At 66.7% G+C, this 23,223-nt stretch carries 21 protein-coding genes and 2 pseudogenes; 15 read left to right on the top strand and 8 right to left on the bottom strand.

The window, feature by feature from the left end; all coding sequences use genetic code 11:
- Positions 1-164: 164 nt before the first annotated feature.
- Both GVY39_RS35485 and GVY39_RS32680 read left to right on the top strand, forming a co-directional pair.
- Positions 165-1,322 carry an integrase core domain-containing protein gene (locus GVY39_RS35485; protein ID WP_370523859.1) on the top strand — a complete coding sequence of 386 codons (1,158 nt, stop codon included), beginning with the start codon at positions 165-167 and terminating at the stop codon, positions 1,320-1,322.
- A gap of 300 nt (positions 1,323-1,622) precedes the next feature.
- Positions 1,623-2,155, top strand: a pseudogene (locus tag GVY39_RS32680) (VOC family protein).
- Between the two features lie 8 nt (positions 2,156-2,163).
- Here the strand turns inward: GVY39_RS32680 and GVY39_RS32675 are convergent.
- The 4 genes from GVY39_RS32675 to GVY39_RS32665 all read right to left on the bottom strand — a co-directional run bounded on the left by GVY39_RS32675 (position 2,164) and on the right by GVY39_RS32665 (position 5,208).
- Positions 2,164-2,436: a nuclear transport factor 2 family protein gene (locus tag GVY39_RS32675; RefSeq protein ID WP_369412194.1), complete on the bottom strand. Its 273-nt coding sequence runs from the start codon at positions 2,434-2,436 to the stop codon at positions 2,164-2,166.
- Positions 2,421-2,660, bottom strand: a complete 240-nt coding sequence (locus GVY39_RS35480; protein WP_369412195.1) for a hypothetical protein — start codon at positions 2,658-2,660, stop codon at positions 2,421-2,423. Before GVY39_RS35480 ends, GVY39_RS32675 begins: the two co-directional genes overlap by 16 nt.
- A 569-nt stretch (positions 2,661-3,229) precedes the next feature.
- A complete protein-coding gene (locus GVY39_RS32670) occupies positions 3,230-4,129 on the bottom strand; it encodes a helix-turn-helix domain-containing protein (RefSeq protein WP_236565805.1) in 900 nt (299 codons plus the stop codon).
- Between the two features lie 56 nt (positions 4,130-4,185).
- Entirely contained in the window at positions 4,186-5,208 is a 1,023-nt protein-coding gene (locus GVY39_RS32665; protein ID WP_159930840.1) for a zinc-binding dehydrogenase, read from the bottom strand.
- 135 nt (positions 5,209-5,343) lie between these two features.
- On the opposite strand from GVY39_RS32665, the gene GVY39_RS32660 reads away from it, so the two are divergent.
- The 8 genes from GVY39_RS32660 (at position 5,344) to GVY39_RS32625 (ending at position 15,022) form a co-directional block, all read left to right on the top strand.
- Positions 5,344-6,615: a sulfotransferase gene (locus GVY39_RS32660; protein WP_159930841.1), complete on the top strand. Its 1,272-nt coding sequence runs from the start codon at positions 5,344-5,346 to the stop codon at positions 6,613-6,615.
- Positions 6,616-6,672: 57 nt separating this feature from the next.
- A complete protein-coding gene (locus GVY39_RS32655) occupies positions 6,673-7,911 on the top strand; it encodes an alkyl sulfatase dimerization domain-containing protein (RefSeq protein WP_201295433.1) in 1,239 nt (412 codons plus the stop codon).
- On the top strand, positions 7,908-8,651 hold the full coding sequence (locus GVY39_RS32650) for an SDR family NAD(P)-dependent oxidoreductase (RefSeq protein ID WP_159930842.1): 744 nt from the start codon (positions 7,908-7,910) through the stop codon (positions 8,649-8,651). The genes GVY39_RS32655 and GVY39_RS32650 overlap by 4 nt, the downstream gene beginning before the upstream one ends.
- 55 nt (positions 8,652-8,706) lie before the next feature.
- A complete protein-coding gene (gene cysD / locus GVY39_RS32645) occupies positions 8,707-9,636 on the top strand; it encodes a sulfate adenylyltransferase subunit CysD (RefSeq protein ID WP_159930843.1) in 930 nt (309 codons plus the stop codon).
- A complete protein-coding gene (cysN, locus tag GVY39_RS32640; protein ID WP_159930844.1) occupies positions 9,636-11,558 on the top strand; it encodes a sulfate adenylyltransferase subunit CysN in 1,923 nt (640 codons plus the stop codon). The genes cysD and cysN overlap by 1 nt, the downstream gene beginning before the upstream one ends.
- 6 nt (positions 11,559-11,564) lie before the next feature.
- Positions 11,565-12,290: a 3'(2'),5'-bisphosphate nucleotidase CysQ gene (locus GVY39_RS32635; RefSeq protein ID WP_159930856.1), complete on the top strand. Its 726-nt coding sequence runs from the start codon at positions 11,565-11,567 to the stop codon at positions 12,288-12,290.
- Between the two features lie 305 nt (positions 12,291-12,595).
- Positions 12,596-14,068, top strand: a complete 1,473-nt coding sequence (locus GVY39_RS32630; RefSeq protein WP_159930845.1) for an FAD-dependent oxidoreductase — start codon at positions 12,596-12,598, stop codon at positions 14,066-14,068.
- A 162-nt stretch (positions 14,069-14,230) separates the two neighbouring features.
- Positions 14,231-15,022: an SDR family oxidoreductase gene (locus GVY39_RS32625; protein ID WP_159930846.1), complete on the top strand. Its 792-nt coding sequence runs from the start codon at positions 14,231-14,233 to the stop codon at positions 15,020-15,022.
- A gap of 462 nt (positions 15,023-15,484) precedes the next feature.
- Here the strand turns inward: GVY39_RS32625 and GVY39_RS32620 are convergent, their stop codons facing one another.
- Positions 15,485-15,925 carry a nuclear transport factor 2 family protein gene (locus tag GVY39_RS32620; RefSeq protein ID WP_159930847.1) on the bottom strand — a complete coding sequence of 147 codons (441 nt, stop codon included), beginning with the start codon at positions 15,923-15,925 and terminating at the stop codon, positions 15,485-15,487.
- A 293-nt stretch (positions 15,926-16,218) separates the two neighbouring features.
- Between GVY39_RS32620 and GVY39_RS32615 the strand changes: the two genes are divergently transcribed.
- From GVY39_RS32615 to GVY39_RS32595, 5 genes are all read left to right on the top strand, one after another.
- The gene (locus tag GVY39_RS32615) at positions 16,219-17,166 is read left to right on the top strand and encodes an SMP-30/gluconolactonase/LRE family protein (RefSeq protein WP_159930848.1); all 948 of its coding nucleotides are present in this window, start codon (positions 16,219-16,221) and stop codon (positions 17,164-17,166) included.
- A gap of 36 nt (positions 17,167-17,202) precedes the next feature.
- Positions 17,203-18,108, top strand: a complete 906-nt coding sequence (locus GVY39_RS32610; protein ID WP_159930849.1) for an SDR family NAD(P)-dependent oxidoreductase — start codon at positions 17,203-17,205, stop codon at positions 18,106-18,108.
- 128 nt (positions 18,109-18,236) lie between these two features.
- On the top strand, positions 18,237-19,364 hold the full coding sequence (locus GVY39_RS32605) for a cytochrome P450 (RefSeq protein WP_236565806.1): 1,128 nt from the start codon (positions 18,237-18,239) through the stop codon (positions 19,362-19,364).
- Between the two features lie 8 nt (positions 19,365-19,372).
- Complete coding sequence (locus GVY39_RS32600; protein ID WP_159930851.1) at positions 19,373-19,693, top strand: 2Fe-2S iron-sulfur cluster-binding protein; 321 nt, start codon at positions 19,373-19,375, stop codon at positions 19,691-19,693.
- 3 nt (positions 19,694-19,696) lie between these two features.
- Entirely contained in the window at positions 19,697-20,980 is a 1,284-nt protein-coding gene (locus tag GVY39_RS32595; RefSeq protein WP_159930852.1) for an NAD(P)/FAD-dependent oxidoreductase, read from the top strand.
- 69 nt (positions 20,981-21,049) lie between these two features.
- Here GVY39_RS32595 and GVY39_RS32590 read toward each other — a convergent pair whose 3' ends face one another.
- The 3 genes and pseudogenes from GVY39_RS32590 to GVY39_RS32580 form a co-directional block, all read right to left on the bottom strand.
- Positions 21,050-22,018 carry an alpha/beta hydrolase gene (locus tag GVY39_RS32590; RefSeq protein ID WP_159930853.1) on the bottom strand — a complete coding sequence of 323 codons (969 nt, stop codon included), beginning with the start codon at positions 22,016-22,018 and terminating at the stop codon, positions 21,050-21,052.
- A 4-nt stretch (positions 22,019-22,022) separates the two neighbouring features.
- A complete protein-coding gene (locus GVY39_RS32585) occupies positions 22,023-22,748 on the bottom strand; it encodes a GntR family transcriptional regulator (protein WP_159930854.1) in 726 nt (241 codons plus the stop codon).
- Positions 22,745-23,089 (bottom strand): annotated as a pseudogene (locus tag GVY39_RS32580) (CoA transferase); the annotation flags it as partial. The pseudogene GVY39_RS32580 and the gene GVY39_RS32585, both read right to left, overlap by 4 nt.
- Between the last annotated feature and the right edge of the window lie 134 nt (positions 23,090-23,223).

The following is a 23,223-nucleotide window of genomic DNA, read 5'->3' as shown; positions in this document are numbered from 1 at the left end:
CTGCCGAAATCCGGGTCACGCGACGCACGACCGGCCGAGCGGGTGCTTCGACCTCACGACGCACCGAGCCACACAACGCAGCAGCGAGAAGACTCTACTGAGTTGACATCCGTTAGGAACTCAACGGTGCCCAGTTCACCGGCGCCCGGATCAAACCGCAGCCGGTGGAGGTGTTGTTCGAACGGATCTGCCGCGAATACGGCATCACCCAGCGCCGCACGAAACCGCGGTCACCGACCACGACGGGCAAGATCGAACGTTTCCACAAGACGCTGCGCGAGGAATTCCTCGATCACGTCTCCCCGTTCGAATCGCTGGCCGCTGCCCAGGCCGCGGTCGACGGCTGGATCGTCGGCTACAACCACCACCGTCCTCACCAGGCCCTGGATATGGCCACCCCTGGCAGCCTGTTCCGGCCCAACGGGCCGACCCGCCTCGACATCCCCGACACAAACAACCCGGACGACATCGACTGCGCGCCAACGGAAGTCGTGAACGTGATCGAGCCTGCCGCGGCCGCGATCGAGTGCGCGATCGAATGGGAGGCCCGGGTCCCCGCAAGCGGCGAGCTGACGCTGACGCACCGTAGGCAGTCGATCAGCCTGCGCAACTACATCGGACGCGTGGTCACGATCTGGGCCGACTCCCGCAGCGTCCACGTCACCCTCGACGGGCAACTCATCCGCACCGTCCCCTCCCGACTGCTACCCGAGCACCTCGCAGCGCTGACAATGCGCGGAGCACGCCGCGCTGGTCACGCGCCCGGCGCTCCGGCTTTGCGGAAAGCCCACGGCGCCACCATGATCGCGCCGGGTGAAGCGATCGAGATCGAACGAGTCGTGACCCGGGACGGCACGGCGCAGATCGCCAGACATCGCCACGTCGTCGGTTTCGCCTGGGCAGGCCGCACGATCATCCTCCGACTCGATGGCCACCTCATGCACGCGATCGCCGACGGCGCGCTCGCGGGCACCTGGCCCTGCCCGATCGGCCGAGACCAACTCGGCCGCGTCCGCGGCGCCCGGACGACCGCGAGCCCCCTTCCGCCCGCCCCGCTGCCTGCGGGATCGCTACGCGCCCAACGTCGTGTCCACAAATCCGGTCGCATCCTCGTGGCCGGTCAACGCATCAAGCTCGGGCCACGTCACCGCGGCAAGCTCGTCACCGTCGTGGTCGAAGACACCCACCTGCGCGTCCTGCACGGCGAAGAAGAAATCGCGGTCCGGCCCCGCCGGAGCACCAAACCGATCACCCGCTTCTACGTCACAGGCAAAGGCGCCACACCCAACAACGGTCAAGCATCAACTGATCACATTCGGTAAAGCATCACCTGAGTTCACAGCGACACGCGCAATGATATTCGACGTCGGGGCATACTCTCCGTGCTTCTGCTGTCGAATGGTCAGGGCGACCAGCCCTGAACGAACGGCAGAACTCGTCATCGCTGGGAGAGCGAAGTACAGCGTCCCGTGTGCTCGTCGGGCAGGACGTGCACCCGCTCGACCGGCTCGTCTGCCTGGCCCCTCGCTGGTCGACCAGAATGGTTGTCGGACAGATGGACAACGTGTTGCGGGGCCGAGTGAACGGACGAGCGAAGCAGCCGTGGAGGAGGTCACAGGCATATGCGCGGAATCAACCACATCGTTCTTTACGTCTCGGATCTGCAGCGAAGCCGGGAGTTCTACGAGGGTGTGCTCGGGTTCGAACGTCTGTCGGGCGGTTTCCACGGTGGTGCCTTCTTGCGGTGCCCGGGGTCGGTCAATGACCACGATCTGGGGCTGTTCCAGTCCAGGGAACCCGCCGTCCCGGCGGCCGGCACCGTTGGCCTGTATCACGTCGCCTGGGAGGTCGCGACGTTGTCCGAGCTCGCGGCTGTCTGGGGACGTCTCGTGCGTGCGGGTGCCGAGACCGGTGCCTCCGACCACGGCTCGACCGAGGCGCTGTACGGTCACGATCCCGACGGTATCGAGTTCGAGGTCTGCTGGCTGGTTCCGGACGAACACGTCGAGGAGGCGCTGCGGCCGGGCGCCGCTATGACCGCTCCGTTGGATATCGTGGCCGAGATCGCGCGCTACGGTGCCACACCCCAGGCGGCCCGCGCACCGACGCGACTGTGTGGGAGCGCGTGGCGGCGAGGCTCGCCGCGGGGCGGTGACGCCGCCCTCAGCGGGCTGAGATGACGATATCGCCGGGGCTCCAGAAGGCGCGCATACTGGCGATTCGCCCGTCGGTGTCGAAGGTCATGACATCGATGGGCTCTACGGTGATCACCTGGTCCGGCGTCGTCGTGGTGACTCGCATGTGGAATGCCGCCCACGTGTTCGAAGCCCGGATCACCAGCAGCTCCGCGCTGTTGTCGACGGCGTCGAGCGGCCCGTAGAAGGCGGCGATGGCGTCGCGTCCACGCCGGACTTCCCCGCCTACGGGGTCTTCCACAGTGGCGTCGTCGGCGTAAGGGCGGCGATGTCCGCCGAGGTGCCGGTGGACAGGCGGGACACGTACTCGCGCACTACCGCGGTGATCTGCTCGACCGATGACATGGAGTCCTTTCCCGGCGGCGCTCTCGCCACCTCGACCTGCTCATGGCAGCAGACCGGCTCCCCTGTATGGGGGATGCGTTCCGCTCGGTGGGAGTGGCCGGCGAATTGCCGTGCCCTCATGACTGAAATTTGTCACCGCGACTGTCGAAGACCTTCGAATGCTGCCGCGTATGTGGTGCGAACGACTGTTCGCAGCTTGGGCGGTGAAAGTACGCATAACGCGCCGGGGCGGCAGGTAGTGCCGCCGTGTAGTCTCCACACCGCCTGGTGGACTGCACCGTTGTCAGCCGCCCCGGCGCTACCCGGGACACCAAGGTCCGAGCAGCCCAGGAGCTCCAGGACATGCTCTCCCACGCCGGCTTCACTCAGCTCCGAGTCAAGCCCTCGACCGCGACCCGCCCGTTGCGTGTGCTCGCTATCAACCTGACCGACACGGCCTCATGACCGCCTCCCGCACGCCAGCCCCGATAGTGCCGAATGCGTGACTGACGACAGTCGGGGCCCCGAAACATATTCGATGGGCTGAATCCCGAGCCGATAGCAGTGCTTCCGCCACAACTCGGCCGACGCTATTCTCGTCTGGATCGAACGACGCTCAGAGCACCAATGACTATCGAATCCATCAGGAATCGACGCCTCGCGGAAGCGCCGCAGACCAATGATCGGAGCTGCGGCGTTCGACCCGCCGGTCAGGCGTCGCCGTAGGTGTTCACAAGGTCCTTGATATCGGCGGCGGCTGCGAGGATCTCGGAGCCCAGGGCTGTCACCGCCTCGGCGGTCAATGGTTGCACCACGACTGCGGTGATGGTCAGGGGGATGACGCCGGTGCCGGCGAGGACGGGTGCCGAAATGGTCGCGACGGTGTGGTCGTTGCCGTCGATGAGCTCGTCGTCGAGAAAGTCGACAACGGTCAGATCGGCGACGGCGCCGGCCAGGCGCGCGGTGATGGCGTCGATCTCGCCGCTGAGTGCGTGCAGGGCAGCGTAGACGCGGCCGAAGGCATGGCTACGCCGTTCGATGGCGTAGCCGCGGTCGCGGACCCGCGCGAGAACCCTGGTCATGCGAGTGACGAAGGCCGGGTCGGTCGGACCCACTCGATCGAGCCAGGCCTGTTGCGCTTCGGGTGTTCTGAAGGCGATGTACTCCCGGCCGAACGGTGCGACCAGCGGCACCGTGAATCCGGCGGTTATCGGGGGGGATGCGGCTGTCGACCCGGCTGTGTCGATGACGACGAGCGCGTCGCCCTGGGGCTGGAACAGCAGAACCTCGCAGCCGATTCTGGCGGCGAGTTCCCCGAGCCGGCCGCGTATGCGGCGGGAGGTGGCGCCGGCCGGGCGTGCGAGGGCGGCGATCGCCGGCCCCCAGCTGTAGTGACCGCTGTCGTGGTCGCGCACGATCCAGTCGTGACCGACGAGCGCGGACAGGATCGCGTGCGCAGTGGCGCGGCTGATACCGAGAGTGCGCTCGATCTCGGCCAGCGAGTAGGACCGCTGCGGTGTGCTGCCCAGCAGATGCATGATCGCGACGACACGGTCGGTCGGTGGCGACGGGGATTGCCGTTCGGTCCGCTGCGGTGCGTCGGTAGTCACGGCGCGAACTATACGTCGGATACTCGACGCATCGGAGCGAGCGTCGAGTATGGCCATCACCGGTTCATCTCGATCAGGATCTTGCCGCACTCACGGTCCTGTTTCAGGGTGTTCAAGGCGTCATCGATGCTTTCGAGCGGGAAGCGGTGGCTGATGAGCGGGGTGAGGTCTCGTCGCTCCAGCAGGTCGATGGCGTCGCGGAAACGGGGCGGGTACTCGATGGAGCCGCGGATGGTGAGCTCGTTGGTCAGCACGTGGAGGAAGTTGACCTCTACAGGGGCATAGTGGACCGCGACCACCGAGATACGCGAGCCCCGCCCGGCATTGGCGATGATGTCGCTCAGCACCTTCCCGGCCCCGGACGCTTCGATGAAACCGGTAGTGGCAGCAGTGTCGCCGGACATCGTCGGAGTGGTGCCATGCAGCTGGCGCAGCTGCTTCCACACGTCGTCGGTGGTCGGGTCGATGGTCGCGCGCGCCCCGAGGGCCTCGGCGAGGCGGCGACGTGTGGCCGAAGGTTCGATGCCGACGATGCGCTCGATACCGCGGTCGGCGAGCGTGGTGATGGCGGCCAGACCGATGGGGCCGCAGCCGAATACCGCCACCGCGTCGTCGGGCGCCGGGTCGGCCTGGTCGACAGCGTGCATACCTACCGCTACGGGCTCGGCCAGTGCGGCGATCTCGAAGGGCATGTCGTCGGGGATGGGGAACAGCCGATCGCCGGCGGCAGCATCCCGTACGAGCACGGCGTCGGCCAATCCACCTTCGGGTGAGCCGTTCCCGATGCGGCCGATGTCATCTCGGCCGGGGTGCACGACGACGCGCTGCCCCGGCCGCAGGTCGGTCACCTCCGAACCGACGCTGGTGATCACACCGGACATCTCATGGCCGAGGGGCATCGGGTCGGGCCCGGGGCCGGCGACGCCGCCGAGGCGGATGTAGCCGAGGTCGCTACCGCAGATTCCGCAGGCGCGTAGCTCGACGACCGCGTCCCGCGGTCCGCACTCCGGCAGCTCGACATGGTCCAGGCTGACCGCGCCTGGCCCGTGGACGCGGACCTGCTTGATGGTGGAACTCATTGCAACCTCCTGGTCGGGTTCGATGCCGAACTCGGAGCCCTTGACGGCCCGGGTCGGCACCTGCCATATTGGCGTCGTACTTTCGAATGCTAAGTCGAATATCCGACGCACGCAAGATGTGGAGGGGCACTCTCGATGGCCGATGCCGCCCAACCGATAGTCCTGGACGATCTGACTGCCCCTCGCCTCAGCGAGGTCCAGCGGAAGTTCCTCGCCTACGCCGAAGCCCACCCGGTGAGCCTGGAGATCGACCGGATAGTCGAGGAGGCGGCGGCGCAAGCCGGCGCCACAGATCTCGATGACAGTGATGGCTTCGGGCAGCGCCTTTCCGCCTATGTGGGCGCAGTGGAGCAGGACGAAGGGTTGACGCAGCTCGGCCGCCGCACCCTGCGTTCGCGTGTGGTGCGGTTGCTGCGCAACCGACTGTCGCTGGTGGACCTGCTGAAGCGCTATCCGGAGATCGAGTCGATCCCGATCGAGAAGCCCATCATCGTGGTCGGAATGCCGCGCTCGGGCACCACTCATCTGGTCAACCTGATCGCCGCCGACCCCCGGCGTCGGTCGCTGCCGTACTGGGAGAGTCAGGAGCCGCTGCCACTGCCTGGTGAGGGACCCGGCCCGGACGGCCTCGACGTGCGCTACCGCCAGGCCAAGGATCAGCACGACGCGCTGCAAGCCAGTTCGCCGGTGCTCGCGGCGATGCACGATCGCTACCCCGAAGCGATCGAGGAGGAGGTGGAGCTGCTCGACCTCGATTGCGCGAGCTACGTTCTGGAGTGGTACGCCCGGGTGCCGGCTTGGCGGGATTTCTATCTCGGGCTGGACCAGCACAGACACTACGCGTACATGCGAAAAGTGCTGCAGGCGTTGACGTTCCTGCGAGGCCCGCGCACATGGGTACTGAAGTCACCGCAGCACAGTGAGCAGCTCGGTTCGCTGATGCAGACCTTCCCCGACGCCACCGTCGCCTTCACCCACCGGGATCCGGTCGCGGTGATCCAGTCCACGATCACCATGATGGCTTACCCGGATCGGCTGCGCCGTCGCAGCATCGAACCGGCGTGGTTGCTCGAGTATTGGACCGACCGGGTGCATCGGCTGCTCAGCGCCAGCGTCAACGACCGCGATCTCGTACCCGCCGACCGGCGCATCGATATCGGCTTCCACCATCTGAACGGCAACGAGATCCTGCTGCTCGAGCAGCTGTACGACCGTGCCGGAGTGGAACTGACCAGCGAGGTCCGCGAACGTTTCCAGGGCTACCTCGACAACAACCCTCGTGGCAAGCACGGTCGCATCCGATACGACCTGCCCGGGCACTTCGGCGTCACCGCCGAGGAGTTGCGTACGCACTTCGACTACTACTTCGACGCTTTCGATGTGCGCGTCGAAGGCGCGAATTCATAGCAGCAGTGATCCGAATATTTCTGAAAGGACAATGGCGTGAGTAGCGAACTCGAAACATTGCCGCCGATTCACCTCAGCCGCCCGGGCGCCGACCAGATGGCCGCCGCCACCGCGGAACAGGCAACCGAAGTGGCGCCAGGGATCTGGTGCTCACCGGGACTGAGTAATGCCTACCTGCTGACCACCGACAGCGGCCGCGTGGTGGTCAACACCGGCATGGGCTTCGAATCCCCTGTACACCGTGCCAATTTCGATGCGGTGGATGATTCGCCGATTCATTACGTAGTGCTGACGCAGGGCCACTACGACCACGTCGGTGGCCTCGATCAACTGCGCGATCCCGACACTCTTGTCGTGGCCCAGGCCGATTGGCGGCGCTGGCGCGACGACAACCAGCGGCTCGCCGCCTATCGGGCGAGCAGGAGTTCGTTCGCCTTCACCGAGAAGGTCATGGCGGGCAGAATCGCGACTCAGAACCGTTTCGGCCATGTGCCTGATCAGAGCACCCCGAACGTCGACATCGAGGTGAACGACAATCTGACGCTGACCGTGGGCGGCCGCACGCTGGAGTTCCTGGCCACACCGGGGGGCGAGACCACCGATTCCATGGTCCTGTGGCTGCCGGAAGAGCGGATCTGCCTGTCCGGCAATACCTTCGGCGCACTGTTCGGACACATCCCGAACCTGGTAACCATGCGGGGCGACCGTTACCGCGACGCACTCACAGTGATCGATTCCATCGACCGTGTCCGCGACCTCGACGCCGAAGTCCTTCTGACGGGACACTTCGAGCCCATCGTCGGCGCGGAGCGGATCCGGGCGGAACTCACCCGACTGCGCGACGCTGTCGAATACCTGTGCGACGCGGTCGTCGCGGGAATGAACGCGGGCAAAGACGTCTACACCCTGATGCGCGAGATCACCCTTCCACCTGCCCTGGCGGTAGGGGAGGGCTACGGCAAGGTGTCCTGGAACGTGCGCGCGATCTGGGAGAACTACTCAGGCTGGTTCCATCACCGTTCGACAACCGAGCTCTACGATGTCGCACCCGCCGAAGTAGCCGCCGACCTCGTAGAGATGGCCGGGGCCGACGCTCTGCTCGAGCGGGCGGCAGGCCACCTGGAAGCCGGTCGGCCGGTCCACGCACTCCACCTCGTCGAAGCGATCGTGCAGGTGCAACCCGAGCATCAAGCGGCCAAGGATTTGCTGGTCCGGGCGCACCGAAAGCTGCTGGAGGGCAGCACGAACTTCTGGGAATCGGCGTGGCTCACCAAGCAGATCGGGATCCACTCGTGACCAACGACATCCATTTCGACTTCACCGGAACCAAGGTTCTGGTCACCGGTGGGACCAGTGGTATCGGACACGCCACCGCGCTGCTGTTGCGCGACGCGGGCGCAGATGTCATCGTGACCGGAACCCGGTCGGACGCGGCGGAGTACGACGCCGACCTGACTGGTGTGGACTACCGGCGATTGGTTCTCACCGACGAGGAGTCGATCGACGAGCTGGTCACCGGTATCTCGACCCTCGACGTTCTGATCAATAACGCCGGTGCCAACTTCCCCGGCGGGCTCGACGAGAGGTCGCCCGAAGGTTTCGAACGCTCAGTGGCACTGAACTTGATCGGCACCTACCGAGTGACACTGACGCTTCGGGAGAAGCTGGCCGCGTCCACCACGGCGGGTGGCGGCTGCGTGATCAATCTGGCTTCGATGGCCGCGCTGCGCGCCGTGCCGATCGTGCCGGGGTATGGGGCGGCCAAGGCGGGCGTTATCAGCCTCACGCGCAACCTCGCCGTTGCCTGGGCGGGTGAGGGGATACGGGTCAACGCTGTCGCGCCGGGAACGATTCGGACCCCGATGACGGCGCCGATGCGCCCCGAGACCGCCGCCGCGGAACTCGCGCACATACCTGTCGGGCGTTTCGGCGCTGTCGACGAGATCGCCCCCACTATCGCGTTCCTGTGCACAGCGCAGAGCTCGTACACCAGCGGTGCGGTCTTCGTCGTCGACGGCGCGTCCGACTGCGTCTGACGATCCGACCCGCGACCTCGGAGCGTCGCATTCAATCGAAATCACTGGAGTCACCATGACGACCCTGGTCCACGACGAGCACCCCACGGGTCTCACCCACCTGCAGCGGCTGGAAGCCGACAGCATCCAGATCATCCGTGAGGCAGTCGCCGAGAGCGAGCGTCCTGTGATGCTGTACTCGATAGGCAAGGACAGCTCGGTCCTGCTGCATCTGGCGCGCAAGGCGTTCCGGCCTTCGCGTTTGCCCTTCCCACTCCTGCACGTCGATACCACCTGGAAATTCCAGGCTATGTACGCCTTCCGCGACGCGGTTGCCGCCGAACCCGATCTCGATTTGATCGTGCACCGCAATCCCGACTGTGTCGCTCAGGGCATCAACCCCTTCGACCACGGGTCGGCTCTGCACACCCAGATGTGGAAGACCGAAGGGCTAAAACAGGCCCTGGACGAGTACGGCTTCGATCTCGCCTTCGGCGGAGCGCGTCGCGACGAGGAGAAGTCCCGGGCCAAGGAGCGGGTGTTCTCCATTCGCTCCGAAATGCACCGTTGGGACCCGAAACGGCAGCGCCCCGAGCTGTGGCGGCTCTACAACGCGAGCAAACGCCCGGGCGAGAGCGTGCGCGTCTTCCCGCTGTCGAACTGGACCGAACTCGACATCTGGCAGTACATCCACCGTGAGCAGATTCCGCTCGTCCCTTTGTATTTCGCGGCGCCCCGGCCGGTGGTGGAGCGTGACGGGACGCTGATCATGGTCGACGACGATCGGATGCGGCTGCAGCCAGGGGAACAACCGCAGCACCGCATGGTGCGCTTCCGGACCCTGGGTTGCTACCCACTCAGCGGCGCGATTCCCAGCACCGCGACCACTCTTCCCGCCATTGTGCAGGAAATGTTGCTGACCACCAGCTCCGAGCGGCAAGGCCGGATGATCGACCACGACGGTTCGGCGTCGATGGAGAAGAAGAAGCAAGAGGGTTACTTCTGATGGCGCACACCACCGACGACCTCGTCTCAACCGACATCGAAGAGTATCTGCGCCGCCACGAGCGCAAGTCGCTGTTGCGGTTTCTCACCTGTGGCAGCGTCGACGACGGCAAATCGACGCTGATCGGCCGTCTGCTCTACGACAGCAAACTCGTCTTCTCCGATCACCTCGCTCAGCTGGAGCAAGACTCCCGAACCGTCGGAACCCAGAACGGCGAACTGGATTTCGCGCTACTGGTGGACGGATTGGCCGCCGAGCGCGAACAGGGCATCACCATCGATGTCGCCTACCGCTTCTTCTCCACCCAGAAGCGTAAGTTCATCGTCGCCGACACTCCCGGACACGAGCAGTACACCCGCAACATGGTCACCGGCGCCTCGACCGCCGACGCCGCGGTGATCCTCGTCGATGCCCGCAAGGGGCTCCTGACGCAGACCCGTCGACACAGCTTCCTGGTTTCGCTGCTCGGCATCCGCCACATCGTGCTCGCGGTGAACAAACTCGATCTGGTCGGCTACTCGCAACAACGGTTCGACGAGATCGAGGCCGACTATCGCGAGTTCGCCGCCGGCATCGGCCTCACCGAAATCACCTGCATTCCGATCTCGGCGCTGCGGGGAGACAACATCACCGAGACCAGCGCCGATACACCCTGGTATACCGGGCCCACGCTCGTGGGCCACCTCGAATCGCTTCCGGTCGACGATGACGTCAGCGGCGGGCCGTTCCGACTGCCGGTGCAGTGGGTCAACCGGCCCGACCTCGACTTCCGCGGCTACAGCGGCCAGATCGTCGGCGGCTCTGTCCGTCCCGGCGACCGCGTTCGGGTCCTGCCTTCCGGACGTGACAGTACGATCGCCCGCGTGGTCACCGCGGATGGTGACCTCGACCTCGCCGTCGCCGGCCAGTCCGTCACAGTCGTACTCGCCGACGAGATCGATGTCAGCCGCGGGGACGTCCTGGCAGCCGCGAGCGCACCCCCCGAGGTCGCCGATCAGTTCGAAGCGCATCTGGTGTGGATGAGCGAGCGCCCGATGCTTCCCGGCCGCACCTATGAGATGAAGCTGGCCACCAGCGGCGCCGTTGCCCAGGTGGCCCGGCCGAAATACACGATCAACGTCAATACCCTCGAGCACACCGCCGCGCGCGCCCTGAGACTCAACGAGATCGGGGTCTGCGATCTGCATCTGGATCGGCGAATCCCCTTCGACCCGTACACGGCGAACCGGGACATGGGTGGATTCATTCTCATCGACCGGCTCACCCGCGACACCGTGGCAGCGGGGATGCTGAAGTTCGCGTTGCGCCGGGCCGGCAATATTCATTGGCAGCACGTCGACATCGATAAGCAGGTGCGAGCGCAGGCGAAAGGACAGCAACCCGCGGTCGTATGGTTCACCGGATTGTCCGGCGCGGGCAAGTCGACCATCGCGAATCTCGTCGAGAAGCGCCTGCACGAGCAGGGGTTCCACACCTACCTGCTCGACGGAGACAACGTCCGGCACGGTCTCAGCGCCGATTTGGGATTCACCGACGCCGACCGGGTCGAGAACATCCGCCGGGTGATCGAGGTCGCCAGGTTGTTCGCCGACGCCGGACTCATCGTCCTGACCTCGTTCATCGCACCGTTCCTCGCCGAGCGCGATCTCGCACGCGAACGCGTCGGCGCCGAGGACTTCTTCGAAGTGCACGTCGATGCTCCACTCGAGGTCGTCGAGTCCCGTGACCACAAGGGGCTGTACGCCAAGGCGCGCCGCGGTGAGTTGACCAACTTCACCGGCATCGATTCCCCATATGAGGTACCGGAATCCCCGGAGCTGCGGCTGGACTCCGGCGGAGCACACACCCCGGAAGCTCTTGCCGAGCAGGTCATCGATCTGTTGCGAACAGCCGGAAAACTCGATCCGGACAGAGCGCGGTAGATGGAGATGGACGACCACGCTGTTGCCGCTGAGGCGGCGTCGCAAGTCGGCCGGCGGTTGTTGGCCATTCGGGAGCAGGGCGGCGCCGCGGGTGACCGGCACGGCAACGAACTGTTGCTCGAATACCTCCATCGCCTACGCCCCGACGACGCGGTCCTGTCCGAGGAGAGCCCCGACGATCGCTCCCGGCTGGACCGACGACGCGTCTGGGTCATCGACCCGCTCGACGGCACTCGTGAATACGGGGAACCGCCGCGCACCGATTGGGCGGTGCACGTTGCGCTCGCGGTCGACCATGTTCCGGTGGCGGGGGCTGTCGCTCTGCCGGGAGCCGGGCTCGTTCTGCACACCGGTGAACCTCCGGCGCCGCCATCCCGGTCGGCGGGTCCTCTGCGTATCGCCATCTCACGTAGCCGCCCGTCCGAGTTGGTGCGCCGCGTCGTCACCGAGCTGTCGGCGATCCCCGTGCCGATGGGGTCGGCCGGGGCGAAGGCGATGGCCGTGGTGCAAGGCGCCGCCGATGCCTACCTGCACTCCGGAGGCCAGTACGAGTGGGATTCCTGCGCCCCTGTCGCGGTCGCCGCCGCTGCGGGCCTGCACGTCTCCCGTCTGGACGGCACTACGCTGCGTTACAACCAGCCGGACCCGTACCTGCCCGATCTGCTGATCTGCCGACCCGAGTTCGTCGAGATCATCGTCGGGGCCGTCCGGACCGAGCCAGCCCGGCCGTGAATCGTGGCGACGCCACAGTTTGAGGGCCATTCGCGTCGTCCCAGGCGAACGGCGCGGAACCCTCTCACTGAGTGGGAATCTCCGAACGTCGCCGATCCGGCGCTGACGATACTGGGCGCGATCGAGTTGACGAGGATGGCTGGGAGGCCCCACCTGCTCGTTGCTGTGCGGTGTGCGTCGCCTCCCGATGAAGCCGCTTCGCCGGCCGCTTTGACGCGAATCGGCTCGTCCCGCTCTCGCGCATCACCGCAGCCCTCGATCGAGCGGCGGTATTGATCGCCGGTATTACGGAATAGGAGTGTTATATGTCGGACGTCGGAAGTGTCCACCCGGAACAGATGGCAGCGGTCGCCGAGTGGGATTACGAAGCCGATGTGGTCGTCGTCGGTTACGGAGTCGCCGGGGTCAGTGCGGCGATCGAGGCAGCCCGTGCGGGTGCTGACGTCCTGGTGCTCGAGCGCACCGGCGGGTGGGGCGGAGCGGCGGCGCTGTCGGGTGGGTTCATCTATCTCGGCGGAGGCACTTCGCTGCAGAAGGCGCTCGGCTTCGAGGACACGCCCGAGAACATGGAGAAATTCATGACGGCCGCCCTCGGGCCCGGCGTCGACGAGGCGAAGATCCACGATTACTGCCAGGGCAGTGTGGAGCACTTCGAGTGGCTGGTCGCGCAGGGTGTCCCTTTCAAAGAGGAGTTCTGGGGCGAACCGGGCTGGGAGCCGCCTGCCGACCAGGGGCTGATGTTCTCCGGCGGCGAGAACGCCGCGCCGTACAACACCATCGCAACCCCGGCGCCGCGCGGCCACCTTCCTCAGATGGCGGACAAGCACACCGGTGAGAAGGGGGGCGGCTACATGCTCATGAAGCCGCTCACCGATATGGCCGAGTCACTGGGTGTGCGCGCCGAGTACGACCTTCGTCTGCAGCGCCTGATCGTCGGTGACGGCGGTCGTGTCGTCGGCGTCGCCGCCAAGCGCTACGGCAGGCTCGTCCATATTCGCGCCCGCCGGGGTGTGGTGCTGGCGACCGGTAGCTTCGCCTACAACCAGCAGATGGTCGAGGCGTACACACCGCTGCTGATCAACCGGCCCGCGGCTGCCATCGAGGAGCACGACGGCATCGGCATCCGGGTCGCCCAAGCGCTCGGTGCTCAGCTGGCCCACATGGATGCCATCGAAGTTGCCATCTTCGCCGACCCGCAGATGATGGCGCGCGGAATCCTGGTCAACGGGCGCGGTCAGCGATACATCCCCGAGGACTCCTATCCCAGTCACATCGGGCAGGCGACGCTGATCCGTCAGAGCAACCAGGCATTCCTGATCATCGACGAGTCCGCGCTGGAGGAGTCGCAGGACACGGTTTCCACGACCGCGGCGATGCGCAGTGAGCCGCCCACGTGGGTAGCGGAGTCCGTGGAAGAGCTGGAGTCCGAGATCGGCTTCCCCGCCGGGGTTTTGCAGGCGACCGTGGAGGTCTACAACCGTCATGCCAAGGACGGCGCCGACCCGCTGTTGGGCAAGAAGTCCCAGTGGGTCAAGCCGATCGGGACGCCCCTGGCCGCCTACGACCTGCGCAATCGCACGGGCGGCTTCACCCTCGGCGGTTTGAGGACCGATCTCGACTCGCGGGTTCTGCATGTGTCCGGGGAGCCCATTCCTGGTCTTTTCGCTGCGGGGCGCTGCACTTCCGGCATCGCCGCAGGAGGTTACGTCAGCGGCGCTTCGCTCGGCGACGGCAGCTTCTACGGCCGCCGGGCCGGCCGCGCGGCCGCTGGATCCTGAGGCACAGGGCACTCCGAGAGACCAGCGGGGCGGTGGGCATGCGCCACCGCCCCCGGCCGCGGGATGTCCGCAGTGTCGCTGTGGCACTGCCGAAGAAGCAGTTCCAGAAACAGCCGAGACACGCCGCGGGACCGGCACGTAACGATATGGACAGAGAGGCACATGCGACTCGAGGGACAGGTCGTCGCCGTCACCGGCGCCGGCAACGGAATCGGGCGGCACACAGCGCTGCGACTACTCGAACGCGGAGCACGCGTCGCACTGATCGACGTGCAGGAGGGTTGGCTGCGGGAAACTCGCTCGCTGGCCGGGCCGCGGGGCAATCGGGTGTCGCTGCATGCCGCCGATGTCACTGACGGGTCCGCGGTGGACGCGTTGCCCGCCGCGGTCATCGCCGCACACGGGCAGATCGATGCGCTGATCAATGTCGCGGGCATCATTCACCCGTTCGCTCCGGTCACAGACCTCGACCGCAGCCGGATCGAACGGGTCATGCAGGTCAATTTCTGGGGCACGGTCAACATGTGCCTGGCATTCTTGCCCGAACTGCGGCAACGGCCGCAAGCCGGGCTGGTCAACATCTCGAGCCTGTCCGCGCTGGTCCCCTTTGCGGGTCAGACCTTCTACAGCGCTACCAAGGGAGCTGTCAAACAGTTCAGCGAAGGTCTGTACCAGGAACTCTTGGACACGAATGTCGCTGTCACCACAGTTTTTCCCGGCAATATCAGCACCGCCCTGACCGGTAACTCCGGAGTCGAGATGATCGACACCGGTGGTCGCAAGGTTCCGGTCACGACACCTGAGCGAACCGCGGAGTCGATCGTCGCGGGCCTGGAGAAGGGCAGCTTCCGCGTACTCGTCGGCCGGGATGCCAGCCTGCTGGATCGGCTTGCGCGGCTCGCACCTCGGCGCGCGGCGGACATTGTCGCCAAACAGATGAAAAGCGTGCTCTGACCATACCGGTCGACTGACCTTGCATCGTCCACCGCCGGTGGAGTCGGCCGGGCATTCCAAATAGACCTGGTCCAGAAGATGTGCTTGCCGAGGCTGGTGACGGCGGCGAGAGGGGCGTGGCCGCTCGGCGACGGATGACCGGACATGGGGCGGGGGCGTTCTCCCACTGCCGCCCCCGCATCGTGTCGAGCGAGTCCCTCGGGCAGTAGCCCGCTCGAACGACGACCGGGACATTCGCGCGATCCCCCGGCCATCCTGGCTACCGGCGTCCAGGGGCCTTCGGCGACTGTGCACGGGCGCGGGAAGAGCGCGGGAGTGGAGACAACTGGCCCGTTTGTTGCCTCGTTGTGCTTAGGCGCGTGAATTGGGGTGGGTCCTAGCTCGGATGAGCGGTAGCGAGCGCGAAGACTCTTACAACTAGCACGAGATAGTTGTGGGCGTATCCTCTCACCGGTCGTGTGCTCATGCGTTCAGCGGCGCTCCGAGTACGGCGATATCGCCGAGTTCGATTCGGACGTCGAAGCGGCGGTGGGTGATTCGCCAGCCCTCGGGGGTCCTCCGCAGCCGGTCGTAATAGGTGCCGATGGACTCGTACGGTTGCAGATTCGCGCGCTCACCCGCGCCGATGTGCACTACGCGGATGTAGCAACTGGACTGCGCCTCGTCGCCATCTACGGTGATGCGGTGGTTGCCCAGCAGGTGTTGCGAGGGGCCGCACGGGTCGAGATAGCCGGAGATGATCCGGATGAGTTTCGAACGGCCTTCGACCTGGAAGCCGCCGTAGTCGCCGGACGCGTCGGGGTGGAAGACCTCCTCGAGCAGCGGCCAGTCACGGGTGTCGAGTGCGTAGCTGTAGCGGTTCAGCACATCGATGATGGCTTGATGGTCGGAATGATCGGGCATGGTGGCAGGTCCTTTCCGTGCGGTGCCGTCCCCCTCGTCGCAGCTCGTTCATGACAGCAAGCCGGGCAGCGCGTGCACACCGCCCGTTCCGCTCGTCGGGAGGAGAACCACCCGGCTCGCCGGTGCTCCCGCTGAATGGGAGCGCGGCGCTCGGGGAGTGATGCGGGCCCTATCGTCCTGACATGCCAAGTCCTTGTGACCCAGTTCACGCGTGAGTTCCAGCTCGCGCGTACCGGTTCCGCCGTCAGCGGAGCCGTCGAAATCGGTCACCGCTTCCCCGGAAGGCCCAGACAATGACCAATCCCGTCGACACCGTCGCTGCCGCCGTCACCGCCGCCGGCGCCACGACCTTCGAGGCCCGCAGGGTTTCGAGCGGATACTCGTGGCCGGAGTGCCCGCGGTGGCACGAGGGCACCTTCTGGTTTTCGGACATGTACACCGGAACTCTCAAGACGCTCGACGCCGACGGCAACGCCACCGTCGTTGTCGACGCGACCGGCCGCGCCTCGGACACCGATGTCCCGATCGTGCTCGGTGGGTTCGGCTGGCTGCCCGACGGCCGCCTGATCGTGGTGTCCATGCACGAGAAGCTGGTGCTGGTGCACGGTGGCGGCGACCCCGGCGACCTGTCGGTGTACGCCGATATCTCGCAGTACTGTTCGGCCGCCGCCAACGACATGGTGGTCGACGCCGACGGCCGCGCCTACATCACCCAGCTCGGCTTCGACCTCTTCAAAGGCGAAGAGCCGAAGCCGTCGCCGCTCGTGGTGGTGGAGCCGGACGGCACTGTCGGCACCCCGGAGAAGGTGGGTCCGCTGCTGTGCGCCAACGGCATCGCGATCAGCGCCGACGGCACCAAGGTCTACACCGCCGAGGTCATGGCCTTGAAGATCACCGTGATCGACCGCGCCGCGGACGGCACCCTCTCCAACCCACGGGATTTCGCCTCCTGCCCGTTCATGCCCGACGGCATCGGTCTCGATGCCGAAGGCGGCGTGTGGGCGGCGTTGCCGGGCGGCGGCTACGTCGCGCGCTTCACCGAGCAGGGCCTCACCGACGCGGTCCCCATGCCGCTGGACAACGGTATCGCCTCGGCCTGCCTGCTCGGCGGTCCGGACCGGAACACGCTCTACATGACGGTCGGCTTCGAGGTCTTCGACTTCGAAAAGTCGGCGCGGGAGGCCCTGGGCAGCATCTGGGTTGCCGATGTGGCGCACCGCGGTGGCGACACCCGCCCCTGATCCGACCGACACAGCCAGGAACACGAGGAAAAGACAATGGCAACTCTGGATTTCAGCGATCGCGTCGTGATCGTGACCGGCGCGGGCCGCGGCATCGGCCGGGCGAACGCGCTCCTGCTCGCGTCCCGTGGCGCCGCTGTGGTGGTGGGCGACCTGGGCGCTCGCACAGACGGTTCGGGTGTAGAGGGTGACGATCCGGCCGCGGCCGTCGCCGCCGAGATCACCGCCGCAGGCGGCAAGGCCGTCGCCTGCACCGCCGACGTGTCCACCGAGGAGGGCGCACGCGCCCTGGTCGACGCCGCCGTGTCGTCGTTCGGCGCGATCAACGCCGTCGTCAACAACGCCGGCATCGTCCGCGCGGCACCGTTCCGCGAGGTGCCGGACGAGGAGTACCAGCGCCACCTGGACGTGCACTACTTCGGCGCGATGCGGCTGTGCCGCGCGGCCTGGCCGCACCTGCTCGAGGCCGCGGCTCCGCGCGTGGTCAACACCATCTCGCAGGCGATGCTCGGCAACCCGGGGATGTCGCACTACGGCGGTTCCAAGGGCGCGCTGTTCGGCCTGACCCGCAACCTCGCGCTCGAGGGCCTGGAGGTGGGCATCAACGTGAACGCCATCGCCCCCGGCGCGAGCACGCGGATGCTCGAGGCCGCCGCCGACACGCTGACGCCGGAGATCATGGAGTACATGCGCACGGCGATGCTGCCCGAGCACATCGCCCCGGTCGTGGCCTATCTGGTCCATCCCGACTGCCAGGTCACCGGCGAAGTGTTCAACGTGGCCGGCGGCATCGTGAACCGGCTGGCCCTGGTCAACACCGTCGGCATCCACGATCCCTCGCTCACCGTCGAGACCGTGGCGGAGCAGTTCGAGCAGATCATGGCGATCACGCCGCAGGCCGTGCCGCAAGTCGTCGCCCCGGCCCAGCTGCCGGTCTCCTGAGTCCCGACGTCCCCTTGGAGAGCCATCACATGAGTACAACCGAGACAGCGGCCACTGAATACCCCTTCGGTGCGGTCACTCCGGAGGAAGCGTCCGCTCGGTACCACGCCATAGCCGCGGATCGTCCGATGACGAAGATGACGTTGCCGTTCGGCGGAGACGCCTGGATCATCCACCGCAATGCAGCGGCGCGGCAGATGCTGAGCGACCCCCGGTTCGTGCGTGAGCCGTTCCGCACCGGTGAGCGCGTGACCCCCTACTTCGTGGAGTTCCCGGACTTCTTGCGGACCACTCTGCAGTTCGAGGATCCGCCGCATCACACCAAGCTGCGCAAGCTGGTGCAGCGCTCGATCTCGCCGAAGCGAGTGAAGGCCATGCGCGATTCGGCGGTGGAGTTTGCCAATCATCTGATCGACGAGATGGTCGCGAAGGGCGCGCCGACCAATTTGGTGCACGATTACGCGGTGGCGCTGCCGATCCAGATGCTGGCAAACCTGCTCGGTGTGCCGCCGGAGGACCGGCCCAAGTTCCAGAAGTGGAGCTCGTCGACCCTCGCCGTGGCGAACATGCCCGAAGAAGAGGTCGTCGCCAACATGACCGAGCTGGTCGTGTACATGATGGGGCTGATCGAGGAACGTCGGAAGAACCCGCGCGAGGATCTGCTCAGCGATCTGGCCAACGCCCGCGACAAGGACGACAGCCTCACCGACGCCGAGATCTTGCCGATCGCGCTGGTGCTCATCATCGGCGGCTTCGACAACACGGCGAACTTCATTTGCGCCGGTGTGTTGTCGCTGCTGCGCAACCGCGATCAACTCGAGCTCTTTCTGCAGGACCCGGACGGCATTGCGCCGACCGCGGTCGAGGAGATCCTCCGGCACGGACGAATGGCGCTCGGCGAAACTGTCATCGGTTCCGGCGCGCTCGTTCCGTTCGTCGCCACCGAGGACCTCGAACTGGACGGTCAGCTGGTCGCCCGGGGTGAAGCGGTGCTCGTCGATCCGGCCGGTGCCAATCACGACGGGGTGGCCCTCGAACGTGACGAAGTCTTCGATATCCGTCGCAGCAATAATCCCCACCTGACCCTCAGCTACGGCCTGCACCATTGCCTGGGGGCGCCGCTGGCCCGTATGGAGATGCAGGTCGGCCTTGCCGAGCTGTTCAAGCGCCTGCCGGGGCTGAAGCTCGAGGGGGAGGCCGTCGTCGACATGGACAATCTGACCCAGCCGGTCGTCGATCTGCCGGTCAGCTGGTAGGAGCAGCGATGCCGAAAGTGTTCTACACCCAGCCCGACGGCGTGGTGAAGGTCGTCGACGGCGTCGCCGGCGACTCGGTCATGTCGACCGCTGTACGGAACGGCGTGAACGGCATCGTGGGCCAGTGCGGTGGCACGCTGTCGTGTGCCACGTGCCACGTCTACCTCGATCAAAAGGAGCTTGTGTTCTTTCCGGCGCCCACCGAGGACGAGGACGACATGCTGGACTGCACGGCATCGGACCGGCAGGACAACTCACGCCTGTCCTGCCAGCTCGAATTGTCGGAGGGGATCGACCTGCACGTGACCATCCCCGAGGAACAGGTCTGAACGATGACCGCAGCGCAGGACATTCCTGGTGCGGAGGCGTCGGCGCCGCACAGCGTCGTGGTCGTCGGGGCCTCGCACGCCGGTGTGCAGCTCGCCGATCGCCTCCGCGCCGAGGGCTACACCGGAGAGATCACACTGATCTCGCACGAACCACACCTTCCGTACCAGCGGCCACCGCTGTCCAAGGCATGGCTGAAGGGCGAGGCGAACAGTGACTCGGTGCTGTTGCGCGGCGCCGCCCACTATGCGGACCAGAAGATCGAACTGATCACCGGGGCGCGGGTGGAGAAACTCGAGCGGACCCCGGCGGGAGTACAGGTGGAGTTCTCCCGGGACCGCGAGCGCCTCATCCGGCGGTTCGACCGGCTGGTGCTGGCGACGGGGGCGCGAGCGCGGCGGTTGACGCTGCCGGGCGCGGACCATCCCGACGTGTTGGTGTTGCGCGACTTGGACCACGCCCGGTCGCTCGCCACCCGGGTGCAGGCCGGGCCCATGGTCGTCGTCGGCGGCGGGTTCGTCGGCTTGGAGGTCGCCGCCACCGCGCGGGCACTCGGGGCGCAGGTAACGGTGATCGAGGCGGGCGAGCGGCTGCTCGCTCGCGCGGTGGGCCCGGACACGGCCGGTGTCCTGCTCGCCGCCCATCGCGCGATGGGCACCGAGGTCGTGCTGGGCGCGGATCCGGTGGAGATCCTGCACGGGGACAACGGGATTCGTGCGGTGCGGTTCGACGACGGCCGTGAGATACCGGCAGTGACCGTGCTGGTGGGGATCGGGGCAGAAGCGCGCACCGAGCTGGCCGAGCAGTTAGGGCTGGAATGCGACGGCGGAATCGTCGTCGACGAGCGGTGCCTGGCCTCCGACGGGTGGACGCTGGCGGTGGGTGACTGCACCACTCACGTATCCTGCACCGGCAGCCGCTACCGGCTCGAGTCGGTGGACAACGCGGTCGAGCAGGCCAATACCGCAGCGGCGGTATTGCTGGGCAGGGCGGTCCCGAATCGGGCCGCCCCGTGGTTCTGGTCCGATCAAGGCGATCACAAGTTGCAGATCACGGGTCTCATCGGTGGCCACACTTCGATGCTGGTGCGGGTGGACCCGGATCGCCCGCGTCGCCGGGTCGCGCTGTACTTCACCGATGACGTGCTGGTCGCCGCCGAATGCTTGAATTCTCCGGCAGACTTTGTGGCATTGCGCTCGGCACTCGGCAGGGGCCATCGTCCCGGTCCAGAGGTTCTGTCCGACAACACCATTCCGCTCAAGAAGCTCCTGGCGCCGGTGCGCGGCTGAGCATCGGGCACGAGGAGACACCGGCCCCGGAGCATCCGCTCCGGGGCCGGTGTCATGTTGTCGTGCCGGTTACGCCTGCCGGAAACGCGCCGCCACCAGTGCGCCGACCTCGGCCATCGCCGCCCGAGCGCGGGCGACCGAGGCGGTCTGCATGGCGAAGCCATGGCCTACGCCCGGGTAGCGCAGCTGTGCGGTGGGCACGCCGGCGTCCCTGAGCCGGTCACCGTAGGCCTCGACGGCGTCGCGGATCGGATCGCCGTAGCCGACGGCGATGATGGCCTGCGGCAGATCCGCGAGCGAATTCGCCAGCGCGGGTACGCCATAGGCGTCGTCGGCGGCTGGATCCTCGCCCAGATACAAGTCCTTCATCCAGTCGATGTCCGCAGCGGTGAGAAAGGGGGAATCGCCGAACTCGCGCATCGACGGACGCTCTGTGCGTCGTTCGACGCCGGGATAGAACAGCACCTGCTGGGTGATGGCCGGCCCGGCCAGGTCCCGGCTGCGCAGCGCGGTCGCCGCTGCCAGGCCGCCGCCCGCACTGTCGCCGCCGACGCCGATACGGGCGGCGTCGACGCCCCAAGCCGCGGCGTTCTCGCTCACCCAGCCCAGTGCCGCGTACGCCTCGTCGTTGGCGACGGGGTAGCGGTGCTCGGGTGCGAGCCGGTACTCGACGTTGAACACCACCGCACCGGTGGCGTGGGCGACATCGCGGGCGAGCCGGTCGAAGGAGCGCAGCGTGCCCATGATCATGCCGCCGCCGTGGAACCAGACGAGTGCGGGCGCCCCCGTCTTCGGGGCCGCGTACGGGCGATAGACGCGCAGCGGAATCGTGCCGTGTGGACCATCGACCACCGCGTCGTGTACCGCCGCCATCTCCGGGCCGGGCGGGCGCACGATGGACTCGAGCGAACGTCGGGCCGCCTCGACACCGACGGTGCGCGCCGGAGCCGCGGCGTTGCGCTCGATCCGTTCGACGAGCACGGCGACATCGGGATCCCAGGCGAAACGGTACGGCGGATGCTCGGTCGGAACAGTCACTGCTCTACTCCTCGGGAACGGTGGGATCGGCCGGGTGAGCCGTAGCTGTGCGCGTGGCGCGCAACATGATCCCGGTGCTCGTCTCCCCACCTCGGCGGTGCTCGTTCATCAACTCGACGAGCCGCTCGTTGTCGTGGCGGGCGAGCGCTTCGATCATCTGGTCGTGTTCGGCCACCACGCGGGCGCGGGCGGCCGGGTCGTAGAGGTAGGCGGCGTGGTAGGGCATGGCCAGCGTCCACAACCGCCGTATTTCGGCGACCACCAGGTTCAGTGGCGATCGCTCGAAGATCGCGAAGTGGAAGGCGTGGTTGTGCAGCCGCATGGCGAGCACGTCGCCTTGCTCGGCGGCGGAGACCACCAGTTCGGCGGCCCGGCTGACCTCGGCGAGGGCGGCTTCTGAAAACGGCGGCAGCGACCGCAGCACCTCGGGCTCGAGCGCGGCACGCATGAGGTAGATCTGGTCGAAGTCCGACTGTTGTAGACGCGCCACTGTGTAGCCCACGTTGGGCTCGTGCTCGACCAAACCCTCGGCGGTGAGATGGCGCAGCGCCTCCCGGATCGGCAACCGGCTGACGCCGAGCCGCTCGGCCATCAGGACTTGGCGGATCGGCTGGCCGGGCAGCAATTCCCCGGACACGATCAGGCGCTCGATTTCCTGGACGACTCGGCCGGTGGCCCGTCCGACGTCCCGCACTCCATCCGTTGCCGTGTTCTCGGCTCGCTCGCTCACGGGTCTCCGAAGATACCAGCTGCCCGCAGCGCTGCGATCCGCTCGGCGCTGTAGCCCATGGCGCTCAGCACGTCCGCGGTGTCGGCGCCGCGCGGCACCGCGGGGCGCGGGGTGCGGTGCGGTGATCGGCTCAGCTTGACCGGTACACCGACACCTCGATAGTCCTTCGTCTCGAGGAACAGGCCGCGATGGCGCGTCTGCGGGGCCTGTAGCGCCTCGTCCACGGTGTTGACCGGCGCGGCGGCCACGCCGGCCTGCTCGAGTCGCAGGGCCAGTTCCTTCCGCGACCACGGTGCGATCCGTCCGGCGAGGATCGCGACGAGTTCCTTACGGTGGGCGTAGCGCTGCCCGTTGAGTTCCTAACGGATGTCAACTCAGTAGAGTCTTCTCGCTGCTGCGTTGTGTGGCTCGGTGCGTCGTGAGGTCGAAGCACCCGCTCGGCCGGTCGTGCGTCGCGTGACCCGGATTTCGGCAG

The sequence above is a fragment of the Nocardia sp. CY15 genome, from assembly GCF_009829295.1.
Taxonomy (GTDB): Bacteria; Actinomycetota; Actinomycetes; order Mycobacteriales; family Mycobacteriaceae; genus Nocardia; species Nocardia sputi.
The sequence above is the reverse complement of the archived record's forward strand: the minus strand, read 5'-3'. Positions and strand labels throughout refer to the sequence as shown.

What these genes read in the sequence shown, in the direction of transcription:
- GVY39_RS32620 (WP_159930847.1), bottom strand. Translation starts at nt 15,925, where the DNA reads ATGCCCGATCATTCCGACCATCAAGCCATCATCGATGTGCTGAACCGC.
- cysD (WP_159930843.1), top strand. Translation starts at nt 8,707, where the DNA reads ATGACGACCCTGGTCCACGACGAGCACCCCACGGGTCTCACCCACCTG.
- cysN (WP_159930844.1), top strand. Translation starts at nt 9,636, where the DNA reads ATGGCGCACACCACCGACGACCTCGTCTCAACCGACATCGAAGAGTAT.
- GVY39_RS32610 (WP_159930849.1), top strand. Translation starts at nt 17,203, where the DNA reads ATGGCAACTCTGGATTTCAGCGATCGCGTCGTGATCGTGACCGGCGCG.
- GVY39_RS32635 (WP_159930856.1), top strand. Translation starts at nt 11,565, where the DNA reads ATGGACGACCACGCTGTTGCCGCTGAGGCGGCGTCGCAAGTCGGCCGG.
- GVY39_RS32630 (WP_159930845.1), top strand. Translation starts at nt 12,596, where the DNA reads ATGTCGGACGTCGGAAGTGTCCACCCGGAACAGATGGCAGCGGTCGCC.
- GVY39_RS32600 (WP_159930851.1), top strand. Translation starts at nt 19,373, where the DNA reads ATGCCGAAAGTGTTCTACACCCAGCCCGACGGCGTGGTGAAGGTCGTC.
- GVY39_RS32665 (WP_159930840.1), bottom strand. Translation starts at nt 5,208, where the DNA reads ATGAGTTCCACCATCAAGCAGGTCCGCGTCCACGGGCCAGGCGCGGTC.
- GVY39_RS35480 (WP_369412195.1), bottom strand. Translation starts at nt 2,660, where the DNA reads ATGAGGGCACGGCAATTCGCCGGCCACTCCCACCGAGCGGAACGCATC.
- GVY39_RS32605 (WP_236565806.1), top strand. Translation starts at nt 18,237, where the DNA reads ATGACGAAGATGACGTTGCCGTTCGGCGGAGACGCCTGGATCATCCAC.
- GVY39_RS32625 (WP_159930846.1), top strand. Translation starts at nt 14,231, where the DNA reads ATGCGACTCGAGGGACAGGTCGTCGCCGTCACCGGCGCCGGCAACGGA.
- GVY39_RS32595 (WP_159930852.1), top strand. Translation starts at nt 19,697, where the DNA reads ATGACCGCAGCGCAGGACATTCCTGGTGCGGAGGCGTCGGCGCCGCAC.
- GVY39_RS32660 (WP_159930841.1), top strand. Translation starts at nt 5,344, where the DNA reads ATGGCCGATGCCGCCCAACCGATAGTCCTGGACGATCTGACTGCCCCT.
- GVY39_RS32615 (WP_159930848.1), top strand. Translation starts at nt 16,219, where the DNA reads ATGACCAATCCCGTCGACACCGTCGCTGCCGCCGTCACCGCCGCCGGC.